At 58.4% G+C, this 25300-nt stretch carries 26 protein-coding genes and 2 tRNA genes; 11 read left to right on the top strand and 17 right to left on the bottom strand.

Annotated elements, in window-relative coordinates:
- Window positions 1–9: 9 nt before the first annotated feature.
- The 6 genes from acpS to folK all read right to left on the bottom strand — a co-directional run bounded on the left by acpS (window position 10) and on the right by folK (window position 5406).
- The gene (acpS, locus tag FF098_RS06565; RefSeq protein WP_155138613.1) at window positions 10–426 is read right to left on the bottom strand and encodes a holo-ACP synthase; all 417 of its coding nucleotides are present in this window, start codon (window positions 424–426) and stop codon (window positions 10–12) included.
- A 5-nt stretch (window positions 427–431) separates the two neighbouring features.
- Window positions 432–1226: a pyridoxine 5'-phosphate synthase gene (locus FF098_RS06560; protein ID WP_155138611.1), complete on the bottom strand. Its 795-nt coding sequence runs from the start codon at window positions 1224–1226 to the stop codon at window positions 432–434.
- Window positions 1226–1810, bottom strand: a complete 585-nt coding sequence (gene pyrE / locus FF098_RS06555) for an orotate phosphoribosyltransferase (protein ID WP_155139451.1) — start codon at window positions 1808–1810, stop codon at window positions 1226–1228. Before pyrE ends, FF098_RS06560 begins: the two co-directional genes overlap by 1 nt.
- A 41-nt stretch (window positions 1811–1851) precedes the next feature.
- A complete protein-coding gene (locus tag FF098_RS06550; RefSeq protein ID WP_155138609.1) occupies window positions 1852–4359 on the bottom strand; it encodes a RelA/SpoT family protein in 2508 nt (835 codons plus the stop codon).
- Between the two features lie 86 nt (window positions 4360–4445).
- A complete protein-coding gene (gene rpoZ, locus FF098_RS18030) occupies window positions 4446–4808 on the bottom strand; it encodes a DNA-directed RNA polymerase subunit omega (protein ID WP_155138607.1) in 363 nt (120 codons plus the stop codon).
- Window positions 4809–4899: 91 nt separating this feature from the next.
- Window positions 4900–5406, bottom strand: coding sequence for a 2-amino-4-hydroxy-6-hydroxymethyldihydropteridine diphosphokinase (folK, locus tag FF098_RS06540; RefSeq protein WP_155138605.1), 507 nt, complete (start codon window positions 5404–5406; stop codon window positions 4900–4902).
- 100 nt (window positions 5407–5506) lie between these two features.
- Here folK and FF098_RS06535 point away from each other — a divergent pair, with 100 nt between their 5' ends.
- On the top strand, window positions 5507–6109 hold the full coding sequence (locus FF098_RS06535) for a LabA-like NYN domain-containing protein (protein WP_155138604.1): 603 nt from the start codon (window positions 5507–5509) through the stop codon (window positions 6107–6109).
- A gap of 12 nt (window positions 6110–6121) precedes the next feature.
- On the top strand, window positions 6122–6799 hold the full coding sequence (locus FF098_RS06530; RefSeq protein ID WP_155138603.1) for a uracil-DNA glycosylase: 678 nt from the start codon (window positions 6122–6124) through the stop codon (window positions 6797–6799).
- On the opposite strand, the gene FF098_RS06525 is transcribed toward FF098_RS06530, so the two are convergent.
- Genes FF098_RS06525 through dapA form a run of 3 tightly spaced genes read right to left on the bottom strand, consistent with a single transcriptional unit; the run spans window position 6792 to window position 8383 of the window.
- Window positions 6792–6962, bottom strand: coding sequence for a hypothetical protein (locus tag FF098_RS06525; RefSeq protein ID WP_155138601.1), 171 nt, complete (start codon window positions 6960–6962; stop codon window positions 6792–6794). The genes FF098_RS06530 and FF098_RS06525 overlap by 8 nt on opposite strands.
- Before the next feature lie 20 nt (window positions 6963–6982).
- Window positions 6983–7468: an SsrA-binding protein SmpB gene (gene smpB, locus FF098_RS06520; protein WP_155138599.1), complete on the bottom strand. Its 486-nt coding sequence runs from the start codon at window positions 7466–7468 to the stop codon at window positions 6983–6985.
- A 21-nt stretch (window positions 7469–7489) separates the two neighbouring features.
- A complete protein-coding gene (dapA, locus tag FF098_RS06515) occupies window positions 7490–8383 on the bottom strand; it encodes a 4-hydroxy-tetrahydrodipicolinate synthase (RefSeq protein WP_155138597.1) in 894 nt (297 codons plus the stop codon).
- A gap of 369 nt (window positions 8384–8752) precedes the next feature.
- Here dapA and FF098_RS06510 point away from each other — a divergent pair, with 369 nt between their 5' ends.
- From FF098_RS06510 to FF098_RS06500, 3 genes are all read left to right on the top strand, one after another.
- Entirely contained in the window at window positions 8753–10972 is a 2220-nt protein-coding gene (locus FF098_RS06510; protein ID WP_166426363.1) for a lytic transglycosylase domain-containing protein, read from the top strand.
- Window positions 10973–10989: 17 nt separating this feature from the next.
- A complete protein-coding gene (locus FF098_RS06505; protein WP_155138593.1) occupies window positions 10990–12042 on the top strand; it encodes a cellulase family glycosylhydrolase in 1053 nt (350 codons plus the stop codon).
- Between the two features lie 103 nt (window positions 12043–12145).
- Window positions 12146–12237, top strand: a tRNA-Ser gene (locus FF098_RS06500).
- 17 nt (window positions 12238–12254) lie between these two features.
- On the opposite strand, the gene FF098_RS06495 is transcribed toward FF098_RS06500, so the two are convergent.
- Complete coding sequence (locus tag FF098_RS06495; RefSeq protein WP_155138591.1) at window positions 12255–13574, bottom strand: ABC1 kinase family protein; 1320 nt, start codon at window positions 13572–13574, stop codon at window positions 12255–12257.
- 269 nt (window positions 13575–13843) lie between these two features.
- On the opposite strand from FF098_RS06495, the gene FF098_RS06490 reads away from it, so the two are divergent.
- A complete protein-coding gene (locus tag FF098_RS06490) occupies window positions 13844–14980 on the top strand; it encodes a GNAT family N-acetyltransferase (RefSeq protein WP_166426362.1) in 1137 nt (378 codons plus the stop codon).
- Window positions 14977–15807, top strand: a complete 831-nt coding sequence (locus tag FF098_RS06485; protein WP_155138587.1) for a cupin-like domain-containing protein — start codon at window positions 14977–14979, stop codon at window positions 15805–15807. Before FF098_RS06490 ends, FF098_RS06485 begins: the two co-directional genes overlap by 4 nt.
- On the opposite strand, the gene FF098_RS06480 is transcribed toward FF098_RS06485, so the two are convergent.
- Genes FF098_RS06480 through hppD form a run of 4 tightly spaced genes read right to left on the bottom strand, consistent with a single transcriptional unit; the run spans window position 15808 to window position 19557 of the window.
- Window positions 15808–16281 (bottom strand): MarR family winged helix-turn-helix transcriptional regulator, encoded by a 474-nt coding sequence (locus tag FF098_RS06480; RefSeq protein ID WP_155138585.1) that lies wholly within the window; start codon window positions 16279–16281, stop codon window positions 15808–15810.
- Between the two features lie 31 nt (window positions 16282–16312).
- Window positions 16313–17329 carry a fumarylacetoacetate hydrolase family protein gene (locus FF098_RS06475; protein WP_155138583.1) on the bottom strand — a complete coding sequence of 339 codons (1017 nt, stop codon included), beginning with the start codon at window positions 17327–17329 and terminating at the stop codon, window positions 16313–16315.
- Window positions 17330–17359: 30 nt separating this feature from the next.
- Window positions 17360–18505 (bottom strand): homogentisate 1,2-dioxygenase, encoded by a 1146-nt coding sequence (locus FF098_RS06470; RefSeq protein ID WP_155138581.1) that lies wholly within the window; start codon window positions 18503–18505, stop codon window positions 17360–17362.
- Between the two features lie 2 nt (window positions 18506–18507).
- The gene (gene hppD / locus FF098_RS06465) at window positions 18508–19557 is read right to left on the bottom strand and encodes a 4-hydroxyphenylpyruvate dioxygenase (protein ID WP_155138579.1); all 1050 of its coding nucleotides are present in this window, start codon (window positions 19555–19557) and stop codon (window positions 18508–18510) included.
- Between the two features lie 91 nt (window positions 19558–19648).
- Here hppD and maiA point away from each other — a divergent pair, with 91 nt between their 5' ends.
- Together maiA and FF098_RS06455 are read left to right on the top strand one after the other, a co-directional pair.
- The gene (maiA, locus tag FF098_RS06460; protein ID WP_155139450.1) at window positions 19649–20290 is read left to right on the top strand and encodes a maleylacetoacetate isomerase; all 642 of its coding nucleotides are present in this window, start codon (window positions 19649–19651) and stop codon (window positions 20288–20290) included.
- Between the two features lie 71 nt (window positions 20291–20361).
- Window positions 20362–21744, top strand: a complete 1383-nt coding sequence (locus FF098_RS06455; RefSeq protein ID WP_155138577.1) for an MATE family efflux transporter — start codon at window positions 20362–20364, stop codon at window positions 21742–21744.
- Here FF098_RS06455 and FF098_RS06450 read toward each other — a convergent pair whose 3' ends face one another.
- Genes FF098_RS06450 through FF098_RS06440 form a run of 3 tightly spaced genes read right to left on the bottom strand, consistent with a single transcriptional unit; the run spans window position 21745 to window position 24190 of the window.
- Complete coding sequence (locus FF098_RS06450) at window positions 21745–22323, bottom strand: hypothetical protein (RefSeq protein ID WP_155138575.1); 579 nt, start codon at window positions 22321–22323, stop codon at window positions 21745–21747. It lies immediately after the preceding gene.
- A gap of 5 nt (window positions 22324–22328) precedes the next feature.
- Entirely contained in the window at window positions 22329–23492 is a 1164-nt protein-coding gene (locus FF098_RS06445) for a M48 family metallopeptidase (RefSeq protein ID WP_155138573.1), read from the bottom strand.
- Entirely contained in the window at window positions 23489–24190 is a 702-nt protein-coding gene (locus FF098_RS06440; protein WP_155138571.1) for a hypothetical protein, read from the bottom strand. Before FF098_RS06440 ends, FF098_RS06445 begins: the two co-directional genes overlap by 4 nt.
- A gap of 179 nt (window positions 24191–24369) precedes the next feature.
- Between FF098_RS06440 and FF098_RS06435 the strand changes: the two genes are divergently transcribed.
- Window positions 24370–24456: transfer RNA gene (locus tag FF098_RS06435), tRNA-Leu, on the top strand.
- 61 nt (window positions 24457–24517) lie between these two features.
- Window positions 24518–25210 carry a lipoyl(octanoyl) transferase LipB gene (gene lipB, locus FF098_RS06430; RefSeq protein ID WP_155138569.1) on the top strand — a complete coding sequence of 231 codons (693 nt, stop codon included), beginning with the start codon at window positions 24518–24520 and terminating at the stop codon, window positions 25208–25210.
- Window positions 25211–25300 lie beyond the last annotated feature (90 nt).

Genomic DNA, 25300 nt, shown 5'->3' with positions numbered 1-25300 from the left:
AAGTCCTGCTTACTGTTCGATACTGTCCCGGTCCGGGACAGCGTATATGATGACAATTGCCTGCGCCAACGGAAAATCGTCGGTGATTGTCAGGTGGATTTCGGCTTTCATGCCGTCAGGCGTAATCTGTTCCAGTCTTTTGGCTGCGCCGCCTGTCAATTGCAAGGTCGGCTTGCCGCCCGGCAGGTTGATGACGCCCATGTCGCGCCAGTAAACGCCGCGCGACAGGCCTGTGCCCAGCGCCTTGGCGCAGGCTTCCTTGGCGGCAAAGCGCTTGGCATAGCTGGCGGCGCGGTTGTGGCGGCGGTCGGATTTGGCCTGTTCAACTTCGGTATAGAGCCGCTCGGTGAAGCGTGAGCCGTGTCGTTCCAGCGTCTTCTCAACGCGGCGGATGTCGATGAGATCGTTACCGAGACCAATGATCATGAGCGCTATACCAGCATGCCCGAACGGGCATCGTCTATCAGCCGACGCATCTCACGGATCGCTTCATGAAGCCCCATGAAGACTGACTCGCCGATGAGAAAATGACCGATGTTGAGCTCGCGCACTTGCGGAAGGCCTGCAATCGGCTGGACGTTGTAGAAATCGAGCCCGTGGCCAGCATGGATTTCGAGACCGAGGTCATGCCCCAGCTTCGCTGCCGCCTCGATCTTGTCGAACTCGTCCTGGATACGGGCCGGTGTAGTGGCGAGTGCCGCCTGATGATAGGCGCCGGTATGCAATTCGATAACGGGGGCTTTCAGTTCTGCGGCCGTGCGGACCTGCACTTCTTCCGGATCGATGAAGAGAGACACGCGGATACCCGCCTCGCCCAGCCGGTCGATGATGCCTGCGAGCAGCTGCTTCTGCCCGGCGACATCAAGCCCGCCCTCCGTTGTCCGCTCGGTTCGTTTCTCCGGGACGAGGCAAACGGCATGGGGTTGCACGTCGACGCTGATCGCCAGCATTTCCTCGGTCGCGGCCATCTCGAAATTCAATGGCAGGCTGACTTCGTCCTTCAGGCGATACATGTCCTCGTCGCGGATATGGCGACGGTCCTCGCGCAGATGCGCAGTGATGCCATCGGCACCGGCAGCGGCGGCAAGCTGAGCGGCACGGATCGGATCTGGATTGGCGCCGCCCCGGGCATTCCTGAGCGTTGCCACATGGTCGATATTCACGCCAAGGCGCACACGCGGCTCATCGGCCGCCGGGTTGCGCTGCAATGGCTCGCGGTCGACCATCAGGCAAGCCCCCTGCTGCCCGGCTTGACCGGCGGAATATCCTTCAGATGAGCCGGCAGCTGGTCGGAGCGATAGGCCGGTACATCGAGCTCTGCCAGTGGCAGGATCGGCAGGCCGACATTCGCCTTGCCCCCCGACCTGTCGATCAGGCAGGCAACGGCGAGAGGCGTACCACCATGGCGCTTGACCGCCTCGACGCATTCGCGGGCTGAAAGGCCTGTCGAGATTATATCCTCGACGATCAGTACACGGCCAGCCCCCTCGATCTGGAAACCGCGGCGCAGCTCGAACTGGCCATTCACCCGCTCGGTGTACATAAAGGGTAGCTCCAGCGCACGCGCGGTCTCATAGCCATAAATGATGCCGCCCATGGCGGGCGAGATGACATAGTCGATCTGTTCGCCAAATTTATCCTGAGCCTTGAGAGCAAGCGCCGCACACAGGCGGGCCGTGCGGTCCGGATACATGGAGACAATGGACTTGTTCAGATAGGTATCGCTGCGCAGGCCCGAAGACAGGATGAAATGGCCGTTCATGAGGGCGCCGCAGGCTGTGAACTCCTCCAGAACCTGGTCTTTCGTCATTGCGTGCGCGGCGGATACGGCCATCTTTTATCGTCCTTCTTCTAATTGGATGCTGGTTCTACATCCGTGCGGCGCTCTGCGGCAAGCACGTGTTCCGATGCCCGCAGGCCGGTGAGTACATTCGTCAGGTGCTTCACGTCCCGAACCAGGATGTCGATGAGGATATCGTTGAAATCAACTTCCCTGTGACGCAGCCGGATATCGCGGATATCTGCCTCGTACTGGGTCATCATCAGGGCGACGTGGGCAAGCGCACCGCTGCGGTTCTTCACCGTCACCTTGATCGGCGCGATGAACTCTTCTTCTGTATCGCTACGCCAGCGCAGGTCGAGCCAGCGCTCTTCAGAGATTGTCGTCCGGCCCAGCGTGTCGCAATCGATGCGGTGAACGTTCACCGCCCCATCATCTCCAGGCAGGCCAATGATACGCTCTCCCGGCAGGGGCGAACAGCACGGGGCAAAACTGACAGAAACGCCCCCTGTAAGGCCCTGGATCGGAATCGAATGCTGGTGCCCGCCCTCATAGCTCTGGCGCAGTCGGCGTTTCGGCTGGTCTTTTCCATCCGTGCCCGGATAGATGATCTGACGAACGGCTTTTGCGTCAAGACGCATCGACCCGACCGCCTCATAGACCTTCTTGACGCTGCTATAGCCCAACTTGTCGAGCGCTTCTTCGATGGAACTTTCGGACCATGAAAGGCCGTGGGTTGAAAATTCGGATTCGAGGATACGGTGACCAAATTTCACCTGTTCCTTTTTCTGCAGCTGCTTGATACGCCGCTTGATGCCCGACTTCGCCCTGCCGGTGATCGCCATCGTCTCCCAGTCCTGTGGGATCGGTGCATTGTCAGAGCGCAGTATGGAAACGACATCGCCATTGCGCAGGGGCGTGCGCAGCGGCTTGGTCACGCCATTCACGCGCGCGCCGACGCAGGTATCACCGATGTCGGTATGCAGCGAATAGGCAAAGTCGATCGCGGTTGCACCGACAGGAAGCGACATCACCCGGCCCTTTGGCGTGAAGCAGTAGATCGTGTCCTGGAAAAGCTCCAGCTTCGCGTTTTCAAGGAACTCGCCGACATCGTCGCCATGCTGCAGCATTTCAACGGCATTGCGGGCCCATTCATACGGGTCGAACTGCCCTGCCCTGTCGATCTCTATCTGGCGCCCTTCACTCGGGAATGACGTTTCATCCTTGTACCGCCAATGGGCCGCGATACCGCGCTCTGCAGTTTCGTGCATCTCCTTGGTGCGAATCTGGATCTCGACGCGCTGGCGCACACCGGTCTCGTCGACCGGCGCCAGCACCGCAGTATGGATCGACCGATAATTGTTTGGCTTTGGAAGCGAGATGTAATCGTCAAACTCGTGCGGGATCATCGGGAAAGACGAGTGGATAACGCCCAGAACCTTGTAGCAATCCTCGACGGTATCGACGAGAACCCGGAAGGCATAGATATCCGCCAGCTCGTCGAAAGCGTTGCCCTTGCGCTGCATCTTGCGCCAAATCGAGAATGGCCGCTTTTCCCGACTGTGAACCTCGGCCTTTACTCGTGCCGCTTCCAGCTTTTCACGAAGGGTTTGCGACAGCTGCACGACCGAGCGCACCGTGTCCTTGCCGAGCTTGCGCAACCCTTCGCGGATCGCCGTGTAGCCCTCAGGATCGAGATATTTGAAGGATAGGTCTTCCAGCTCATCGCGGAATTTTTGAACGCCGATGCGCCCGGCGAGCGGTGCGTAGATCTGCATCGTTTCCATGGCGATGCGCTGGCGTTTTTCCTTGCGCTTGATGTAGTGCAGCGTGCGCATGTTGTGCAGGCGGTCCGCCAGCTTGACCAGCAGTACACGGACGTCCTGTGCCATCGCGAGCACGAACTTGCGGAAATTCTCTGCCTGCTTTGTTTCGGCAGAACGCATTTCCATCAGCGACAGCTTGGTCACGCCATCGACGAGCTCTGCGACGGATGGACCGAACAGGCGTTCGATATCCTCGACAGTCGTGTCCGTGTCTTCAACCGTATCGTGCAACAACGCGGTCACGATCGTCTCCGGGTCGGCCTTCAACTCGGTGAGGATGGCGGCAACGGAAATGGGATGGGTGAAATAGGGATCGCCGGAGGACCGCGTCTGTCCGCCATGGGCCTTCATCGAGAAGACATAGGCGCGGTTGAGAAGGTCCTCGTCGGCAGCAGGGTCGTAGGCTTTCACCCGCTCGACCAGTTCGTACTGGCGGATGAAGCCGACCGGATAGGAGCTCGGCTTGCTTACGCTTTTCCGCGCCGGTTTTGACGTCTTTTGCGTCGCTGTGGCGCTCCCAGGCTCACTTTCCTGATCCGCTGGCGCACGCGATACTTTCGCTTTCGTGCTGCGAGAAGGACGTTGAAGTTTTCCCGGCGCTTCTGTTTGTAGAACAGACGTATCCTGTTGGCCGCCAGAGCCCTGTTCAGCCTCGCTCTTTCCAGTCTTCGTCGCTGGTTTCTTCTGGACTGCAGACGAAACCTTTTCAGTGCTCTCATGAGTTCTGGATGTTCCGGCTTTCTGAGTGCTCATTTCCAACCCGACAGTCAGGACGGCGCCTCAGCGACCGTGCCCGAAAACTCGACTAAACCTCGAAGGCCGGATCAGCGGTGCCGGTCTCAGCCCTTGTTCTGTACCGGCGACATGCCCGTCGTCTGCAGGGCACGCAGAAGGTCATCCTCGCTCATCGTGTCGTGCTCCGGCAGGTCTGCCTTCTCGGCAGCGGCGCCTTCGGCATCTTCCGGCTCGTCGACATCGAGCTGTTTCTGCAGGGACGTGACGAGGTCCTCGCGCACATCTTCCGGCTTGAGGTTGGAGTCTGCAATCTCGCGCAGGGCGACGACAGGGTTCTTGTCGTTGTCACGGTCGACAAGAATCGGTGACCCCGAGGAAATCGTCCGCGCGCGGTGGGCGGCAAGCAGGACGAGATCGAAACGGTTGTCTACCTTGTCGACGCAATCTTCTACAGTGACGCGAGCCATTCATTATCTCCTAATCGGCGAAAGCGCACTCCTACAGTGTCATGCCGGTGAAATCAACTCGAAACAGGCCTGTATTGCCCGGAATTAAAGGCTAAATCCGGGTCGCCGTGACCTGCGGCAGGGCTGAAATCATCTCTTCCACAGATAAGGACGATTCAGGGTGCTGCCAAGATGGTGAAATCTCGCGCAGCGGCAGTAGTACGAAATCTCGCTCGGCAAGCGCCGGATGAGGCAGGTGAAGGCTTTCTGCCGCTCCCTCGCGGGCCTCGCCGTGATAAGCGATCAGATCGAGGTCCAGGGTTCGCGGGGCATAACGCAATGCCGGATCCTGCAGGTAGGCCCTCTCCCGCCCGAACGCATCCTCGACGGCGTGAAGAGAAGCCAGTAATTGCTCCGGCGTATAATGGCTCTGCTCAAATGAAGTAACGGCATTTACATAGGGCGGCTCGGTCGGGTCAGGCCAGGCGGGGCTGGAATAGAGGCTCGAGCGCCTCTGCCCACTGCCAAAATCAACCAATGCATCCATGGCCTTGGTAACAATTTCCCCCGGCAGTTGTCCGCAAAACGTCTTGTTCGACCCTAGCGCGATAATGATCATACCAGTTTCACTTGAGGTTGATTTTTCCAAGGATTCAAATACGTTACGCCGTCTATATCATATCACGTTATAATACAGGCAATATTGGGAAGGAATGATAATGAATACCTGGCTAGGACTGGACGAAGACGACCGCACGGCGATCTTTATCGATGGCGCCAATCTCTACAAGACGGCCCGCAACCTTGGCTTCGACATAGACTACAAGAGCCTGCTGAAAAAGACCCGCGAGGAAAGCCGGCTGATCCGCGCCTATTACTACACTTCGATGCAGGAAGACCGCGATCAGGACTACTCCCCCTTGCGCCCCCTCGTCGACTGGCTCGACTATAATGGCTACACAATGGTGACCAAGATCGCGCGGGAATATACCGACGCGCAGGGCAAAAAACGCTACAAGGGCTCTGTCGATATCGAGCTCGCGGTCGACATGGTCATGCTCGCCGACAAGCTCGACGCAGTCGTCCTGTTCACAGGCAATGGTGATTTCCGTCGGGCAATAGAGGCGGTCCAGGGCAAGGGCGTGAAGGTCACCCTCGTCTCTACGGTCAAGACCACACCGCCAATGGCAAGTGACGATATCCGCCGCATGGCCGACCACTTCATCGACCTTGCGGACTTGCAGGGCACGATCGGTCGCAAGGGCGCACCACCTCGAAAGAACAATGACGAAGAATTCTTCGATGAAGACGACGATTTCTGATAATCGTCCCTGATGGCCAATCCAGAAAATATACCGCCTGAACCAGCACCTGACTGTCCGCTTTGCCCGCGCCTTGTCGACTACAGGCGCGAGAACGAAGCGGCCCATCCGGACTGGTTCAACGGCGCCGTGCCATCCTTCGGGCCGCCGGAGGGTGACAAGGCGGTCGAGTTGATAATCGTCGGCCTCGCGCCTGGTGTGCAGGGGGCGAACAAGACCGGCCGTCCGTTCACAGGCGATTATGCAGGCGACCTGCTCTATGCGACCATGTTGCGCCACGGCTTTGCCAAGGGCACCTATGATGCCCGACCTGATGACGGGCTGACATTGCACAGGGCAATGATCACCAATGCGGTACGCTGCGTGCCACCGCAGAACAAGCCGACCGGCGGCGAAGCGACGACCTGTCGTCCTTTTCTGGTGTCGAGACTGAACTCCCTGCCCGCCCTGAAAGTCATCATGTGTCTTGGGAGGATATCCCACGACAACACTTTATCTGCCCTTGGGATGAAGCGGTCCGCCCTCACCTTCGGCCATAATGCCGTGCACGACATAAGTCTGGATGGCCGCCCGGCGGCGCTGATCGACAGCTATCACTGCTCTCGCTACAACACGAATACCGGCAGGCTGACTGAAGAAATGTTCGATGACGTCTTTGTATCCATCAGGGAACGCCTGAAGGCTATTTGAAGAAATTCCAGTTCAGGAATAGCGCATAGAGAATCAGCGGCAGGAGCAGCAGCACGCTGTCATAACGCACGCTGAAATAGACGAACGGAATAGCCACGGGAAACCACAGGGCCAGCATTTTCAGCCAGCGTTTCCACTCGAACAGCTTTTCCGGTTCGAACATGCCTTTACTCCATCGGGCCGTCAGCCATTTTCGCGCAACAGGCGCTGTTTCTGGCGACCCCAGTCGCGGGATTTTTGCGTCTCCCGCTTGTCATGCATCTTCTTGCCCTTGCCGAGGCCTATCTTGATCTTGGCGATGCCGCGATCGTTGAAGAACAGGCGCATCGGCACGATGGCGTAGCCCTTCCGCTCCACCGCACCGGTCAGGCGGTTCACCTCGCGCTTGTGCAGCAGGAGTTTGCGATTGCGCTTTGGCTCATGGTTCTCGCGATTTCCCTGCTTGTATTCCGGAATATTGGAATTGATCAGCCAGATCTCGACATTGCCACCATGGCTTTCAGGCGTCGCATAGCTTTCGGCGATATTGGCCTTGCCTGTTCGCAGGGCCTTTACCTCTGTACCGGTCAGCACGAGGCCAGCGTCGAACTCTTCTTCAATTTCATATTCGAAGCGCGCTCGCCTGTTCTCGGCGATGACCTTGAACGATGTGGATGCAGGTTTTGCCATGAAGTCAGGATATTCCGTCAGTTACAGAAGGCCGAGACCGGCCAGTGCCGCATCGACCTTTTTGCAGGCAGCTTCGGAGGCGCCGACGAGCGGCAACCTTATCTCGTCCAAACACAGGCCAAGCCGTGAAAGTGCGTATTTAGTCGGTGCCGGGCTGGTGTCGGAGAAGACGGCCTCATGCAGCGGGGTCAGCCTGTCCTGGATTTCGACCGCCTTTTGCCAGTCGCCGTTGAGACAGGCTTCCTGCATCTGGGCGCAAAGCTCAGGTGCAATGTTGGACGTGACTGAAATGCAGCCAGTTCCGCCCATGGCGTTGAACCCGACGGCGGTAATGTCCTCGCCCGAAAGCTGGATGAAGCCGTCTGCGCAGGCAAGGCGCTGCTGCGGGACACGGGCCAGATTTGCGGTGGCATCTTTCACGCCGATGACCCGTTCCAGCTGCGACAGCTTACTGAGGGTCTCGACCGTCACGTCAGACGATGTACGCGCCGGGACGTTATAGATAACGAGCGGGATCGAAACGGCGTCATGCACAGCCTTGAAGTGGGCATAGATGCCTGCCTGCGACGGCTTGTTGTAATAGCCTGTCACGGTCAGCAGGGCATCGGCGCCCGATTTCTCGGCATGCTGCGCCAGGGCAATCGCCTCCCGCGTCGAATTGGAGCCTGCGCCCGCAATGACCGGAATGCGACCGGCGACAACCTCGATACACAGGTCGACGACGCGGGCGTGCTCCTCATGGGTCAGGGTCGGCGATTCGCCTGTGGTGCCGACCGGCACGACGCCATGGGTGCCCGCCTTGACCTGACGCTCGACGAGGTCGGCAAAGGCCGTTTCATCGACCTTGCGATCCTTCATCGGCGTTACAAGCGCGGTGATTGATCCTTTTAGCATCGGGCCTGAGCTATCTGACATATATTGTTCTTTCCATTTCGAGCCGCATGGTTAGCTGCCTTGCCGCAAGCTGGCAAGCAGACTGGCAAGTAGGTGGGAGACAAAGTCTTGATCCTCGACGCTGGCGAGCCCGACGATGCCAGTGTTGCAATCGCGCCTATATGATCATCCATGTGTTCGCGCGGGCCTTACGGGGCGGCCCGAATACCGTTACAATGACAAATAGCTGGGGAATTTGTCACGAACAGGGCTGAAAGAGAAGTTATGTACCGGATGGTTACGCGGTGTTTCAAATCCTGCCGCAAGAATATGAATTCCCTGTTTCTTGGCAGCGTTGTTGTAGGTTTGCTGGCAACCGGTGTGGCTTCAGCTCAGCCTCCTGTGCCCCGAATGAAACCGGAGGCGCCCGGACCTGTATATGTTTCGGAAAGCGACCATGCGATCCTCAACCTTTATTTCGAGGCACTTGATCGCAAGCGCTGGGAACAGGCCAACGCCTATCGTCCCCAGATCAGTGATCCCGTAGCCCGCACTGTCGCTGACTGGGCCTGGTATCGCGCCGAACCCGACAATCTCGACTGGCGTGCCCTTGGCCGGTTTCTGGACGAAAACCCCGACTGGCCAAATGATTATACGATCCAGCGCTTCGCCGAAGAGGCGATGACGGGGAACGATGCACCGTCCGATATCATCGCCTTCTTCAGGAGCAAGCAGCCCGTTTCCGGCTATGGCAAGATCGCGCTCGCACGCGCCCTCCTGAAAGACGGCCAGGCCGATGAGGGGAAGCGATGGCTGCGCGATGCCTGGGTCAATCATAACTGGCCGGTATCGGACGAGCGGAACATTGCGAGCGAATTCGCCACGCATCTCAGCGAGGCCGATCACTACGCCAAGGTCGATCGCCAGCTTTTCGATATCATCGCCACCGATTCCCGGCGCCTGCTCGACTATCTGAGCGCCAGTCATCGGCAAATGGCAGAAGCCCGAATTGCCTTGCTGCGTCGTGACGGCAATGCCGTGCGCCTGCTGGAAGGGCTCAGCAGTGAACAGCTGCGCGATTCCGGCGTCCTGCATGCGGCGGCACGCTATTATCGCCGTGGTGAGAATGAACCGACGGCTATTGGTTATGCCGCGCAGGCGCCGATTAATTCGGAGTATCTGCGCTACCCGGAAGCATGGTGGGGTGAGAAAAACCTGCTGATGCTCTGGGCCATGCGCAATGGCCTCTACAAGGATGCCTATCGCATGGCGGCCTATTCCGGCCTAAGCGAAGGCGGCGATTTCGCCGAGGCTGAATTCTATGCCGGCTGGATCGCGTTGCGCTTCCTGAAGGAGCCGGAACGCGCCCGCCGCCATTTCGCCTATCTCGATGCCAATGTCTCCTCTCCCATTTCCAAGGCGCGGGCTCAATACTGGCTGGGCCGCGCCTTTGCCGCAGAGGGTAATCGCGAGCGCGCTCGGCAATATTACGCGGTGGCGGCAGCCTATCCGCTGACATTCTACGGACAGCTGGCACAGGAAAATCTCGGTACGGAGAATGCACCGGCATTTCCGGGTCCGGTTCAACCGACAGAACAGGACCGTGAGATGTTCAATTCACGGCCGCTGGTCCATGCCATGCGCATCCTCTCGGAAGTCGACGAGGAATACCGCTATATCGCCTTCGCCCGTCAGCTCGACGACGTGATGACGTCTCCCGGCGAATATGCCCTTTACGAAGAACTCGTTGCCCGGGAAGACATGCTGTTCCTGTCGGTTCGCGCCGGTAAAGCCGCCGTGAACCGCGGCGCCGAAGCCCCGAGCGTCGCCTATCCGCGCATCTTCGTGCCGGGTCAGGCGGCCAATTTTGTCGAGGAACCCTTGATCCTCGGGCTGTCACGCCAGGAGAGCGAGTTCAATCCGCGCGCCTATTCCTCCGCCAATGCCCGTGGCCTGATGCAATTGCTGCCATCGACCGCGCAGCTGACCGCGCGAAAGGAGGGCTTTCCCTATTCCACGTCACGGCTGATGGACGACCCGCTCTATAACCTCGTGATCGGCTCTGCGCATCTCAGCCACCTTATCGAGCGGTTCGAGGGATCCTATGTGCTTACGCTTGTTGGCTACAATGCCGGGCCCAACCGGGCGAGCCAGTGGATCGAGCGCTATGGCGATCCGCGCAATCCCGACGTCGATCCGGTCGACTGGGTCGAACTGATCCCGTTCGATGAAACCCGCAATTACGTGCAGCGCGTGCTGGAGAACACCCAGATATATCGCTCGCAGGTCACCGGTGGTCCGATTGCCGGCAAGCTGTCTCAGGATCTGGTGCGCGGCGGCGGCACGACGACGGCGATTGGTCTGTCCCAGCCCAGCCCCATCCTGTCGGCCAAGGCGAACCAGTGGGAAGGCCGCGCCATGACCGACGATCAGATGGCCAATCTTGCAGTTCCAGCTGCCTATTCACAGGAAATGCCGGACCCTGTAGCCTTGCTCGCCTCATTCGACCAGCCTCTTGTCGGCAATCGCAGCAAGATATCGAACGAGATAGAGCCGTGCGAAGCCGACGCGGAAACCCTGAACCGTCTCGCACTCAGCGATGATGACGAGAGTGTGGAATCAGCCTGCTAGGCTGATAGGGTCTTGATATGACTTTGGTTCGTTTCCTGACATTTACAGCCCTGACGGGCATGATGGCACTCGTCTCCGCCTGTTCATCACTGCCCTCTGCCGACACTACAATGTCGCAAAAGGGCTTCAGCGTTTCCGGCGATCAGCTGCTCGATGCGACCGGTAGACCTTTCGTCATGCGCGGCATAAATCACCCGCACGCCTGGCAACGTGGGCGCACTGAAAAAGCCTTGCCGGAGATCGCCGCCACGGGTTCAAACATGGTCAGGGTGTCCCTCTCCTCCGGCGCCCCATGGGGCATTACGCCGAAAGAGGAAGTCGCCGACATCATTCGCATGGCAAAAGCCTACGACATGATCGTCATGTTCACCGTTCACAACACAACCGGCCATGGCGATCAGGACTGGGCGATCCATCTGGCCGAGACGATCCCGTACTGGATATCCCTCAAGGACATCCTTGTCGGGCAGGAGGCATATGTCCTCGTCAATCCAGGTAATGAGCCGACGGGAAATTCAGTCTCCCCGGCGGCATACAGGGAAATGCAGATTTCGACGATCAAGGCATTGAGAGCTGCCGGATTTGCCCACACAATGGTGGTGGACGGTCACAACTGGGGACAGGATGCCACCCGTACCATGCTGACCGAAGCCGCTGCAATCGCCTCCGCCGACCCTCTGTCCAACACGATCTTCAGTGTACACATGTACCAGGTGTATGATGACGCCGGGACCATCGAGGAGTATTTCGACGCGTTCGAAGCGATGAAGCTGCCACTTGTCGTCGGCGAGTTCGGCCCTGACCATCAGGGCGAGCCGGTCGACGAAGAGACCATTTTCCGGCTCAGCAACGAGATGGACATCGGCTATATCGGCTGGTCATGGTCCGGCAACAGCGCCATCGTCGAAAACCTCGACATCACGGTTGATTTCGACCCCGAGACACTGTCGCCTTGGGGCGAGCAGCTGATCAACGGGCCGGGTGGCATCAGGGAAACATCGAATCCCGCTGGTGTCTTCCTGCGAAAGCCTTCCGGTCCCCGCTTCCACAAATTGCGGCTGCACGGCTGATATTCTCGCTTCGACAACGGATAGTCGGCAAGGTGCGGAAAAATCAGCACAAAAGCCGATCTTTCGCCTTGCATATCTGAAGAATTCTGACATTTTCGCCGGTGGAGTGGTGGCCGAGTGGTCGAAGGCGCTCCCCTGCTAAGGGAGTATGCGGCTTAAACCGTATCGAGGGTTCGAATCCCTTCCACTCCGCCACTTTCCCGGCGGAAGATTCAGATGTAACGCGCTGCCAGAGCGCGCAGGTCGATACGCGCCTTGAGGCGTGTTGCCAACAGATACATGCCGCCAATCTTGCGATGCAGGAAGATCGTCACAGGCGGCGGGATATGGTTGAAGCCGCTCTTGCGCAGGGTCATTGCCTTGTCGCTTAACCGAGAGGCCAGGTCCGATGCGCCGAAATCGTAAGGCCCGTCCACAGATAGCGGTTCAACCGCCATGGCAAAGACTTCGCGGATCATGGCTTCCATGGCAGAGCCGAGATCGCCACCCATCAGCCCCATACCAATTGCGATGTCCCGTGCACGATCCCAGTCTGCATCAAGGCCTGCCTTTAGCAGCTGCCGATAACCATCCGAGAGCTCACCGGATATCTCGCGGGTTGCACCAAAATCGAGCAGGACGATCCGGTCACTGTCGCGATCGTAGAAATAGTTCGCGAAGTTCGGATCGGTCTGCATCAGGCGCAGCTCAAGCAATTCGTCGAGCAACAATCTCATCAGGCGAAGCATGATAGTATCTCGCCTTTCCTGAGACAGATCGCCAATCTTTTCGATGGGGTCACCCGAGACGAAACTCATGGCCAGAACGTCGCGCGTCGTCAGGTCCTCATACGCCCGCGGCAGCAGGAAACCTTCCCTGTCGGCAAGTGCCTCACGATACTGGTTCAGATAGGCCGCCTCGCGCAAATAATCAGCCTCCTCGCGCAACTGCGCCTTGGCCTCCTCCAGCACCGGTTTGATATCGATATCCTTTGGCAACAGGCCGGACATCCGTATCAGGGTAGCGACGTTGTCGACGTCACTATCGATGCTCTCGCGCACACCCGGATACTGAACCTTGATCGCCATATCACGTCCATCGACAGTCCGCGCCCAGTGCACCTGCCCGATGGAAGCGGCGGCGATAGGCCTGACCGTGAAGCTTTCGAATTTTGATCGCCAGCCCGTTCCCCAGTTATCATTCAGTACGCGTTTTAGTTGATGAGGCGGCATCGCGTCCGCAGACGATCGCAGACGCCCCATGATGTCGGCCAGTTCAGGCGGCAGGAAGTCTCCATTGTCGAGGGAGATCAGCTGGCCAACCTTCATCGCGGCCCCGCGCAATCGTGATAGCTGGTCAGCCGCCTTGCTGGCATTTTGTGGTGTCAGCAGAAGGTCCTGCAGGGATGGCCTTTCCCCGCGTGAGAGGCGCTTCGCGCCATCGACAAGCATGTTCCCGGCAATTCCCGCACCGAGGCTGCCAATCCCGCCAAGGCGGGACAGGCGGCCTCGCGGCACCGACCGACCATTATCGTCTTTCCTGTTTCTCGCCATGTGTTAATTCCCGATCGAAACATGTGATGCGCATCGTATCGGTGACTTAGTGGCCAGGGTGACCTGAGCAACAATTCCAGTCGGATGCCGTCTCTGGGTCTGGTGCTCTGGCCCCCGACTTCGTTAACTCGCCAAAAAGCCCCGGTTTTCGTCACTAATTTCGCTGTTTATCAATTTCTGCCGCGTATAATGCATATACAGGATAGCCATACAGGCTGAACCTGCATGAAACTTGCTAGATGCTGCCTATGAGTGTGCAGAATTGTTCCATGATTGATCCCGAAGCGGCTGCAAGCAGGCTGGAAGTCGCCGATGTGGCCACGATTGGCAGCTATTGGCCAGCCCTCAAGGCGTTGGCTGCGGACGCATGCGAACCCAATCCTTTCCTGTCGCCGGTCATGCTTGACGCCGCATGCAGGCACTTGGACGAAACGCAATCAATGAAGTTCTGTCTTGTCCTGTCAGGCAACAGGCTGATCGGGTTCATGCCCATCGAAACGCAGACAGGCTATGCAAGGCTGCCCGTCACCTATCTCAGGACAGGGTTGTACAGGCACTGTTTTCTTGGAACACCGCTAGTGCGCAACGGCCATGAAAAGGAGTTCTTTGAAACCATCATCAATGCCGCCAATGCCGCCGGCCTGAAGGGTGCCTTCCTGCAGTTCCGCCAGATGATCGAGGGCGGCCCGCTGGAAACCGCCTTGCGAGAAGTCGCCAGCCCGCACGCCTATATCGCCGCCCGCTGGCAGCGCGCCTGTCTTCACAGCGACCTGCCATATGAGGGCTATATCCTGCAGAATATACGCGGTAAGAAACGCAAGGAATGGCGCCGCCTGACCAACCGGTTGTCGGAGGAAGGTGAAGTTCAGTTCAGAACGCTTCAGCACAGCGCTGAACTCGATGACTGGTGCGAGCATTTCCTGCGCCTCGAGCATGATGGCTGGCGCGGTCATGGCGGCTCATCTCTCGCGGCCGATGAGACCGGCCCCGCCTTTCTGAAAGAGATTGTCCGCTCTGCCCATGAAGCCGGGCAGCTTCATTTCCTGCGTCTTGATGTCGATGACAAATGCATCGGTATGCTGATCAACTTTACCGCAGGCGGTCAGGGCTGGTCGTTCAAGATCGCGCATGATGCAGAGTATGCACGTTACTCACCGGGCGTCATGCTGGAGCTGGAGCTGACCCGTCAGGCTCTCGATGAGAAGACCATGACCCGCGTCGACTCCTGCGCCCAGGAGGACCATCCGATGATCGACAAGCTGTGGGCGGAGCGTCAGGCGATGTGTCATGTCAACGTTCCCCTGCCGGGCCTGTCGAGCCGCTCCGCTTCCATGTTGTGCCGCTTCCTGGAAGAGACTTCGGAGCGCACACGCCGTATGCTGGGAACCAAAGGGGTCAGGGCATGATCTTCACCGATAACGCAAAACAAGCCTTTTCAGGCGCCTATCCCGACAAGCCGGTCAGGCTTGCGCATAATCTGGCTCAGGACAGCTTTTTTTCGCTTGAGCGCCTCGCCGACATTGCAACACGGCTGCCGGCGGAACTTGTCGAATATAATCGCGGCGACCTGCCTGTCGACCAACGTCCTGAACAGACACCCGGGAACGGCCTGAGCATCGCCGAAACCATCCGCTCGATCGAAGAAAATGGATCGTGGATGGTGCTGAAGAATGTTGAGCGCGATCCGGCCTGTGCCGACAAGCTGGAAGAATGTCTCGGTGATCTCGAAAAACTCATTGCCCCTGTGTCCGGCGAGATGTTCCGCAAGGAAGCCTTTATCTTCATCTCATCGCCCAATTCCATAACGCCATTTCACATGGACCCTGAGCATAACATCCTTATGCAGATCAGGGGTACGAAACAGATGCGTGTCTATCCGGGCGAGGGCATCCTGACCGCGCAGATCCAGGAGGCCTATCACTCAAAGGCAGGCCACAGAAACCTGCCCTACGAGGCGTCGTTCGATGAAGGCTCAACCCTGTTCGATCTCGCGCCCGGCGATGCCGTCCACGTACCGGTGAAAGCGCCGCACTGGGTCAGGAACGGACCGGACGTCTCAATCTCGTTTTCCATTACCTGGCGCTCTCGTCTCAGCGTCGCGGAGGCGGACCTTCATCGCATGAACGCCTGGCTTCGCGACCATGGGCTGGGGCAAATGGCGGGCACCAGTGCACGTGCCATGCGCGTGTCTGCGTTCCGTGCGCTGAACAAAGCCGGCATTATCACCGACTGATTACCGGGTGAGGTTCTTTGCCTGAACGATCAGCTTGTCGAGAAGGCCTTGAAGAGCTGCCAGCTCCGTCTTGTTCAGGGCCTGAAGCACGTCGTCATTGTGACTTTTTGCTACCGCCTGAATCTCGTTGGCGATGTCACTACCCTTTTCGCTCAGGTGCAGCAGCGCCGATCGCCGGTCCGTTTCGCTCGTGCGCTTTTCCAGCAACCCTTTCTCGACCAGCGATGCAACGGCACGGGAAACAGCGACCTTGTCCATCGGCGTCTTGTCGACGACCGTCTGGGCACGGACCTCATCATATTGGCTAACCAGCGCCATCACCCGCCACTCGGCGATGGTGATCCCGAAACGGTCAGAATAATCGCGGGCAATAAGTTTCGACACCGCATCGCTGAGCACAGCCAGCTTGAACGGCATGAACTCTTCCAGAATAAACGGCTCACCCGTCCTGGTTTCTGTGGCGCTTTCAGTCACAACATATACCCCCGACCAATTCAGTCCTCAGCTATCGCGGCGGATTATACTGGCTGACCTTCTGGTCGATAGCCCCGAAGATCGACTTGCCATTTTCGTCATCCATCCAGATGCGGACGGTATCGCCGTATGACATGAACTGTGTATCCGGCTTGCCCTGATCGATGGTCTCGATCATGCGGATTTCGGCGATGCAGGAATAGCCGACACCGCCGGCGCTGACCGGTTTGCCCGGCCCGCCATCGAGCTTGTTGGATACGGTACCCGATCCGATGATCGCGCCAGCACCCAGGGGCCGTGATTTCGCAGCATGAGCCACCAGACGGCCGAAATCGAAGGTCATGTCGACGCCCGCATTGGCCCGGCCAAAAGGCTGGCCGTTATAGTCAACCTTCAGCGGCAGATGGACCTTGTTGTCTTTCCATGCGTCACCCAGCTCATCAGGCGTAACGGCCACAGGCGAAAAGGCACTGGATGGCTTGGACTGGAAGAAACCGAAGCCCTTGCCCAGTTCACCGGGAATAAGATTGCGCAGGGACACATCATTGACCAGCATCAACAGGCGGATATGGGAGCCTGCGTCCCGTGCGCTGACGCCCATGGGAACATCACCGGTAACGACCGCGATCTCGCCTTCCATGTCGATGCCCCAGGCGGTGTCCTCAATCTCGATGTCACCGCGCGGATCGAGAAAGGCATCAGAACCACCCTGATACATCAGCGGGTCTTCCCAGAAGCTCTCCGGCATCTCGGCACCACGGGCCTTGCGGACCAGTTCGACGTGATTGACATAGGCAGAACCATCCGCCCACTGATAGGCACGCGGCAGGGGTGATGCACACGCCTCCTCGTTGAACGGACGCGCGTTTATCGAGCCTTCATTGAGGGCCTGATAGAGTTTTTGCAGTTTTGGAGCGACCGCGTCCCAATTGTCGAGAGCCACCTGCATTGTCGGCGCGATTTCGCCAGCCTCGATACAGGTTTCAAGGTCGCGGGATACGACTACCAGAATGCCGTCACGTTCGTGTTTGAGGGATGCAAGTTTCATCAACTTCCTCCTTGTAAAATTATCTTAAGATCAGTCGTCCGTAGCCTGGTTCTGCCAGCTGTTCACATAGCCTTCCCACTCGACATGCCTGGCGTCCTCATGGAAATCGATCGGGTCGCGGGTATCGATCATCACGGCATATTCGTCCGTCGCTTCTTTCTTCGGCGTGAACATGCCTTTCAGGGCTTTAGGATGCGGGCCGTGGGTGAAGCCCGACGGGTGCACCGTCATCATGCCCGCCTCGATATTGTCACGGGAGAAGAAATCGCCGGCGTGATAGAACAGGATTTCTTCGTAATCGTCATTATTGTGAAAAAACGGCACTTTCAGCGCGCCGGGATCGGTCTCGAATGGTCGCGGCGCGAAGGTGCAGACGACGAAGCGATCCGACATGAAGGTCGTGTGCGCCGAGGGCGGCACGTGATAGCGGTGCGACATGAGCGGCCGGATATGGCGGACATTGATCCGTACAACGCTCAATTCGCCATGCCAGCCAATGGCATCGAGCGGGTTGAACGGGAAGGTCGCGACGGAAACAGCGCCGCGCTTCTTGATCTCTACGCGTGTCTCGATCTCACCCTGCTGCGCACGGAAAGCATCATTGATACTGGGGGCGTCCAGAAGCGCCGGATCGAATATTGCGTGCGGGCCGACAAGCCCCTTGTCCGGCAGGGTATAATGACTGTTGGTCGCCTCTATCATCAGGACTTCATTATCGGACGACGGATCGAGCCGCCACATCGTACCGCGCGGTAGAACAATATAGTCGCCCTGCTCATAATCGAGATGGCCGTAATCGCAATAGAGTGCGCCCTCGCCGCGATGGATGAACAAGAGCTGGTCACCATCGGCATTGCGGGCGAGTGACGGCATCGCTTCCGTCAGCTTCCAGAAGCGCATTTCCATGTGCTTGTTGGAGAGTATGCGCGTGGCTGACCATGGCGAATGATGGCCATGGTCCAGCTTTGACAGGTTGAAGGCGCGTGGCCGCAGCGGCCCCTCGAAACTGGTCCAGCCTGTTGGCGGATGGGTATGGTGCAGGAAAGCTGCAGGGCCGAAGAAGCCCTCCTTGGAGATTTCCCGCTCATAGGTACCTTTCGGCAGGTCGGCATGCGCCTGGCGCGAGGCCTCTCCCTCCACGCGGCGCGGCATGATCCAGTTCTTCTTGTCACTCATGGTTAAATGACACCCCGGCGTTCCTGATCGAGTTCGATCGATTCAAACAGCGCTTTGAAGTTGCCTTCACCGAAGCCTTCATTGCCCTTGCGCTGTATGATTTCGAAGAAGATCGGGCCGATGGAGTTTTCCATGAAGATCTGCAGCAGGAACCCGCCGCCTTGCGCTTCACCGCCATCGATCAGGATACGCTGGTCCTTCAGGAACGCGACATCCTCGGAATGCTCAGGCAGGCGCTTGTCGATGAGCTCGTAATAGGTCTCCGGCGTATCCTGAAAAATGACACCGCGCTCTCGCATGTCCGGGATCGTCTTGTAGATATCGCCCGTCTCCAGCGCGATGTGCTGGATGCCTTCGCCATTATACTCGCGGATGAACTCCTCAATCTGGGACTTGTCGTCCTGGCTTTCGTTCAGCGGAATCTTGATATTGCCGTCGGGGCTGGTCATCGCCTTGGAGAAAAGGCCGGTTTTCTTGCCCTCGATATCGAAGTGACGGATTTCGCGGAAATTGAAGATACGCTCATAATAATCGGCCCAGACCTTCATCTGGCCACGGCGGACATTGTGGGTCAGGTGGTCGAGATACTTCAGGCCGGTGGGGCCAATCTCGTCCCAACTCTTGCCATCGATAAGCTCGAAATCGTCCGCATAGAAATTCTCGTCGCCATACTGATCGATCAGGTAAACGCGAGCGCCGCCAATACCTTCGATCGCACGGGCGTTGATGGGGTCATTGCGGTCTTCTACCGCTGTCGCGCCGCGCTCCAGCGCGCCCTTGTAGGCTTTCTCGGCGTACTTGACCCGGAAGGCCATGCCGCAGGCGCTGGGACCGTGGGTCTTGGCGAAATCTTCTGCGTGGCCACCCTTGACGCCATTGACCAGCAATGTGATCTCGCCTGATCGGTGCAGGGTGATGTCCTGCTTCTTGTGCCTTGCGATAGCGGGTATGCCCATTTTTTCAAAGAGGGCCGATTGCCTGGCGACGTTGTCCGATGTGAACATCACGAATTCGAAACCGTCTGTGCCGAGGGGATTATCAATGCCTGTCATGGTAGTCTCCACCTTGAAGCGAATTTTATAAGTTGTATCATTTGAAACTAAGTGATTTTTGTTACATTTGCAACCAATCCCGGAGGACATGATGAAACTGTATAGTTACTGGCGCTCGGGAACGTCTTATCGGACACGCATCGCGCTGGAACTGAAAGGCATCGACTACGAGATCGAAACGGTCGACCTTCGCGAAGGCGCGCACAAGCAGCCTGCTTATCTGGAACAGAACCGACAGGGGCTGGTTCCGACCCTCGTAACGGATGAGGGCACCAGCATTTGCCAGTCACCGGCGATCATCGAATATCTGGAGGAGTACAAGCCCTCGCCGGCTCTCTTACCGGTCCTGCCGGAAGACCGCGCCACCGTTCGTGCGATGGCGGCGGTCATCGGCTGCGACACCCATCCTCTGGGTAATCTGCGTGTCCTGAAATATCTGAAAGCTGAATTCGGTCAGGACCAGGCAGGTATCAACAAATGGGCGGCCACATGGATGATACCCGCATTCGAAACGCTGGAGACGCTCGTTCTTAATAACGAGCATGAAGGCGAATTCTGTTTCGGCGACACACCGACCATCGCCGACTGCTATCTGATCCCCCAGCTCTACAGCGCTGACCGGTTCGAGGTTGATCTGTCTCCATATCCGAAGTTGCTGAAAGTCAGGCAGGCTTGTGAAGAGCTGAAGGCATTCCAGCGCGCTCATCCCGATAATCAACCAGACGCTGACTGACAATCAGGCGAGACTGCTCGCCCTATGCCGCTTGCGCCCTATCATTGAAGCTTCGCAACAGTCAGGCACAGATGGCAGAGCAGAATGACAATCAGGCAGTCCTGACGAGAGGAAGCGTTCCGGCGACGCTGGCGCGGCTGACCGCGCCGCTGGTTCTGGGTGTACTGACGGTCATTAGCATTTCCTTTGCCGACGCCTATTTCATAGGCAAGCTCGGGCCTGAGCCATTGGCCGCGATCAGTTTCTGTTTCCCGATCATGCTGGCGGTGACCAGCCTTGCCATCGGGCTCGGCGCCGGCGTTTCATCTGTCGTTGCCCGGGCGATTGGCGAAAATGACCGAGACAGCGTGCGTCGGCTGTCCACTGACGGACTCGTGATCTCGGTCCTGATCGCCATCGTGATTGGTGTACTCGGGATCATTTTCGCACGGCCACTCTTTACCCTGCTCAATGCTGATGAAACGACGCTGCCCCTTGCCGTCTCCTATATGCAGATATGGTTTCCCGGCGCGATACTGCTCGTTGTACCCATCGTGGGGAACAACATCATCAGGTCCGGCGGCGATACGCTGTTCCCTGCCCTGATCATGGGCTTTGTCGCTGTCGTCAACATCGCCCTCGACCCGCTGCTGATCTTTGGTGCCGGGCCCATCCCGGCGCTTGGTATTCAGGGCGCTGCCTGGGCGTCCGTCATCGCCCGCGCTTCGTCCCTTGTCGCGGCGCTGGCTATCCTGCACTACCGCGAGCGGGTCATCGACTGGACTATGCCGCCGATTGGCGAGACACTGAGGAACTGGTCAAAGATAGTCCAGATCGGCGCACCAGCCGCCATCTCCAACATGATCAATCCGCTGGGCCTGTCGGTCATCACCGGATTTCTCGGCCTGATCAGTCAGGAAAGCGTTGCCGCCTTCGGCGCGGCAACACGCGTTCAGGCCCTTGCCGCCGTGCCTCTGCTCGCCATGTCGGGCAGTATCTCGCCTTATGTTGGCCAGAACTGGGGTGCGGGCGAAAAGGAAAGAGTCAGCAAGGGTATCGTGACGGCGGCAAGCTGGATCCTGATCTATATCGCCGTGATGACAGTGTTCCTGTTTGCACTCGCCTCGCCCATAGCCGGCCTGTTCACGGAGACAGACAGCATCCAGACGCAGGCAGCCGATTATCTGCGTTACGTGCCATGGTCGCTTTTCGGCTTTGGCTGGCTGGTCGTTGCTGTCTCGGCCTGCAATGCGCGCGGTAAACCGCTGGCGGGCACTGCAGCGGCGTTTGTTCGCATGGCCGTCGTCGCCATTCCGCTGGCGTATTTCTTCGCGACGAGAGACAGCGTCATCGGCGTCTATCTGTCCGTCGCGGCGGGGAATGTCGTTGGCGGACTTGGTGGACTTTACGCCACGCGTCAGGCTGGCTTGTTGCGAGCCGACGGCCTGCCGATGGTCAAGGCGAAGGCAAGCTGATCAGAGCAACTCGATACTTGCGAGGATTTCATTGACCTCATATTCATGCAGCCCGAAATAATATTCCGTAGGCGCTGTATAAATAATGAGATGCAGTTTGCCGTCCTCTATCGCGGCCTTTCCCGTGCCAGACATGTTGAGACCGCGTTGCGTCGCCCCTTTCACATCGAAGCGCACGCCCTCCAGCGCGCCGAAGGGTTCAGGCCTGAGGCTGGTGATCGTCGCATCCGCCATGCCACCGACGCTGAGGCTGTCGCGAATGAACTCGACGACTTCCGTCTGGGACATGTCAGAGCGATAGACCGGCAGCAGGCGCTGGCGATCATAGGTCCTGATCAAGGTGTGCCCGTCCTCCAGCGATGCGGCAAAGGTCAGGGAGTTCAGCGCTTCCCCATCTATTGTCAGATTGCGCAGCTTCGTGCGGGAATCGCGCGGATAGGCTGACCATGTCTCGCCCAGCGTGATGCGGTAGGCGCCATCAACATCCAGCGGTCCTTTCACCGGCATCAGGCCAACACAGCCTGACATGGCGACCAGAAGCAGAACTGTCAGTAAACTTTTCCGGATGAAGAATATCATTAGTCTCATTCCTCCAGCCATGCCTCAATGATCCCGCGTTCAGGGGCGTCCGGCATCAGCTCAAGATACTTGCCATAGGCCGCGCGGGCCTCCATTTCCTCCCCACGCCGCTGCAGAGCTTCGCCCAGTGCCATCCAGCCTTGTGGCGGCACATCATCGAAGAGGACAGCCTTGCTATAATTATCAAGCGCTCTCTCGAAGTCGCCATCCTCCCGGCGCAAACGATAGGCTTCGCCGCGGCGGAAATACAGAACACCGAGATTCTGACCCGCCTCGATCTTGTGATCGATCAGATGGAGATGCTGGCCGAAATCACGCAGTACCAGATCGTCAGCCAACCAGTCATTCAGAAACGGCGCAACAGCACCAGCAAACGCCTCATCATTCTCAATGCCAGCCTCTGCCTCTCCGGCAAGACCCTTAAGTGTTTCGACGCGCTCAGCGGTAACCGGGTGTGTACTGAAGATGCTGGAGCGGGCGATCTGTCGCTTCTTCCTGTCGGAGTCCGACGCTTCGGTCTCTGCAATCAGATATTCCCAGATGCCTGCAGCGGCAGCGGGGTCATAGCCAGCTTCAGTAAAGTATCCAAAGCCGAACTCATCAGCCTCCCGCTCTTTGTCGCGACCAAAGCCATAGAGCTGTGCGGCCAGCGTGAAATTGCCGAGCACGGCGGCATTGGGCACGCCCGCAGCCGCAACGCCAACATTGAACAAGACGGAGAGATTGGCGGCATTGTTGATTTCCCGCCATTGCTCCAGCGAATGACGCTGGCGGTAATGAGCGAATTCGTGGCCGAGCACGAAAGCGAGCTGCGCCTCGTTCTCCGCACGCAACAGCAAGCCGGTCCAGACCTGCATCATGCCGTTGGGCGACATGTTGGCGTTGAAATAGGGCTGCTCGACTATATAGACGCGGACATCGTCGCAATAGGCCTCTCCCGCGACATTGCAGAACACTTCATCGACATAAGCATTGAGCGCCGGATCACGAACGACGACAGCGGACTGCTGGAGCAGGTCCTCCGCCTCATCCATGCGCAGCCACAGGCCTGCCTCATCGGTTTCCTCGGACGGGCGTGTGTCCGCCTGCAGGGGATCGACATCCGTCGTCGCGCAAGCGGACAGCGCGGCTATTGCCGCAAAAGAGACTATGGCGCGAAACCCTCTCACAGCGGAATATCCTTCAGGATCGCGCTGACGAGATGTTCCGCGCCGTCCTGTTCTCGCATGTCGGTCCCCGGCCCGGTAAAGGCGACGTTGAACCAGATGATGTCACCCGTGCGCATATCGACGAGGGAGGCATAGGCGCCCTGCCCGCCAGTGCTGACACCACCTGCACCCAGAACTGCGAGGCCGATGGCGACGGCCTGCCGGCCTGATGAGGCATATTCACCGCGTGCATGCAGGAACAGCGCATAATCGGCACCCTGCGCTTCGGCCATGTCCCTCACGCCTGGCCCGAGGGACCAGTCAAACTTGCCCCGCTTGGACGGTAATGGCTGGCCCATGAAGCGGTGCGACAGGATCGTCGCGCCGACAATTTCGTGCAGCTTGACGATTTGCACCTCGCGCTCATTTTCCGGATCGATCTCGTGCTCGACCAGTTTATGACCCCTGGTAGCCAGCAATGTCTCGATCTCAGCCAGCACATTGGCCTTTCCGGTCTCGGTCCAGTCGGCCCGCACCTCACTGACGCCGGCTGCCTTGAGGAAACTCAGCTCGACATCGGGCTCGACCAGCAGGATCACCGCATCGCCTTCCAGCGGCGCGACCTCATTGGTTGTTTCCATCACGGCGGTGCTGGTGCAGGCAGCGAGCAGGGTCATCGCCGCCAGAACCGGGATCAGTCTTGCTGCAATGCTACTCATATTACCCTCACACTTCCCCTCTCAAGGCACGATACAGCCTGGGCTGCGTCCTGCAAATGCCTATTGAACGCCATGGGGCCAGCCGACGCAAAAAGTGCTTCACATGCCCGCCGGGTTTTGCTACGTGCATCGCTCCCGCGAAATCCTCTTGGCGGGAAGCTTATAGCCACCTTGGAAATGCGGTCGTGGCGGAATTGGTAGACGCGCAGCGTTGAGGTCGCTGTGGGGTAACTCCCGTGGAAGTTCGAGTCTTCTCGACCGCACCATTCAAGACCTTCGGTCTTGAATGCCCCGGCAGGATCAGGAACCCTTTCCTATATGTCCTTCATGGCTGACACTGAAACGCCCTCCTCCAACTGGCTCGAAACCCCCGTCGAATGGCGCATTGCGCCCGGCTATACCGGCTATGAAGAGGCCGTCGCCTTCATGGAAGCCCATGTCGAGGCGATGCGCGCTGGCGAGGCCGGGGAACTGGTCTGGCTGGTCGAGCACCCGCCCCTCTATACCGCTGGCACGTCGGCCAAGGAAAAGGACCTGCTGCAGCCGGACCGGTTTCCGGTGTTCAAGACCAGCCGCGGCGGCCAGTATACCTATCACGGACCCGGCCAGCGGGTGATTTACGCGATGCTGGACCTGAACCGCCGCAAGCGGGATGTGCGTCTGTATGTGCAGGATCTGGAGCGGTGGATCATCGATGCTCTCGACGCCTTCAATGTCCGTGGCGAGATACGCGATGGCCGTGTCGGGGTCTGGGTCGACCGCACTTGGCCGGGCGGCACGACCAGAGAAGATAAGATTGCCGCCATCGGCGTTCGTGTGCGGCGTTGGATCACCTATCACGGGATTTCCCTGAACGTGGAACCGGACCTGTCCCATTTCATGGGAATTACGCCCTGCGGGATCGCCGAAAACGGCCTCGGGGTCACATCGCTGGTCGACCTTGGGCTGCCGGTAACCCTCGATGAAGCCGATGAGGCGCTGAAGGCCTCTTTCGAGAAAATATTTGGGCCCGTAAAATAATTCTCACCCCCTGTCGAAATCGCTCCTCCCTGATCGTTATGCAGGTGAACGCAGACGCGTTCCTGCTATAATCCCGGTCAGAAAAGGAGA

The organism is Aquisalinus luteolus, from assembly GCF_009712425.2.
GTDB lineage: Bacteria > Pseudomonadota > Alphaproteobacteria > Caulobacterales > Parvularculaceae > Aquisalinus > Aquisalinus luteolus.
This window is presented reverse-complemented; position numbering and strand designations above follow the sequence as displayed.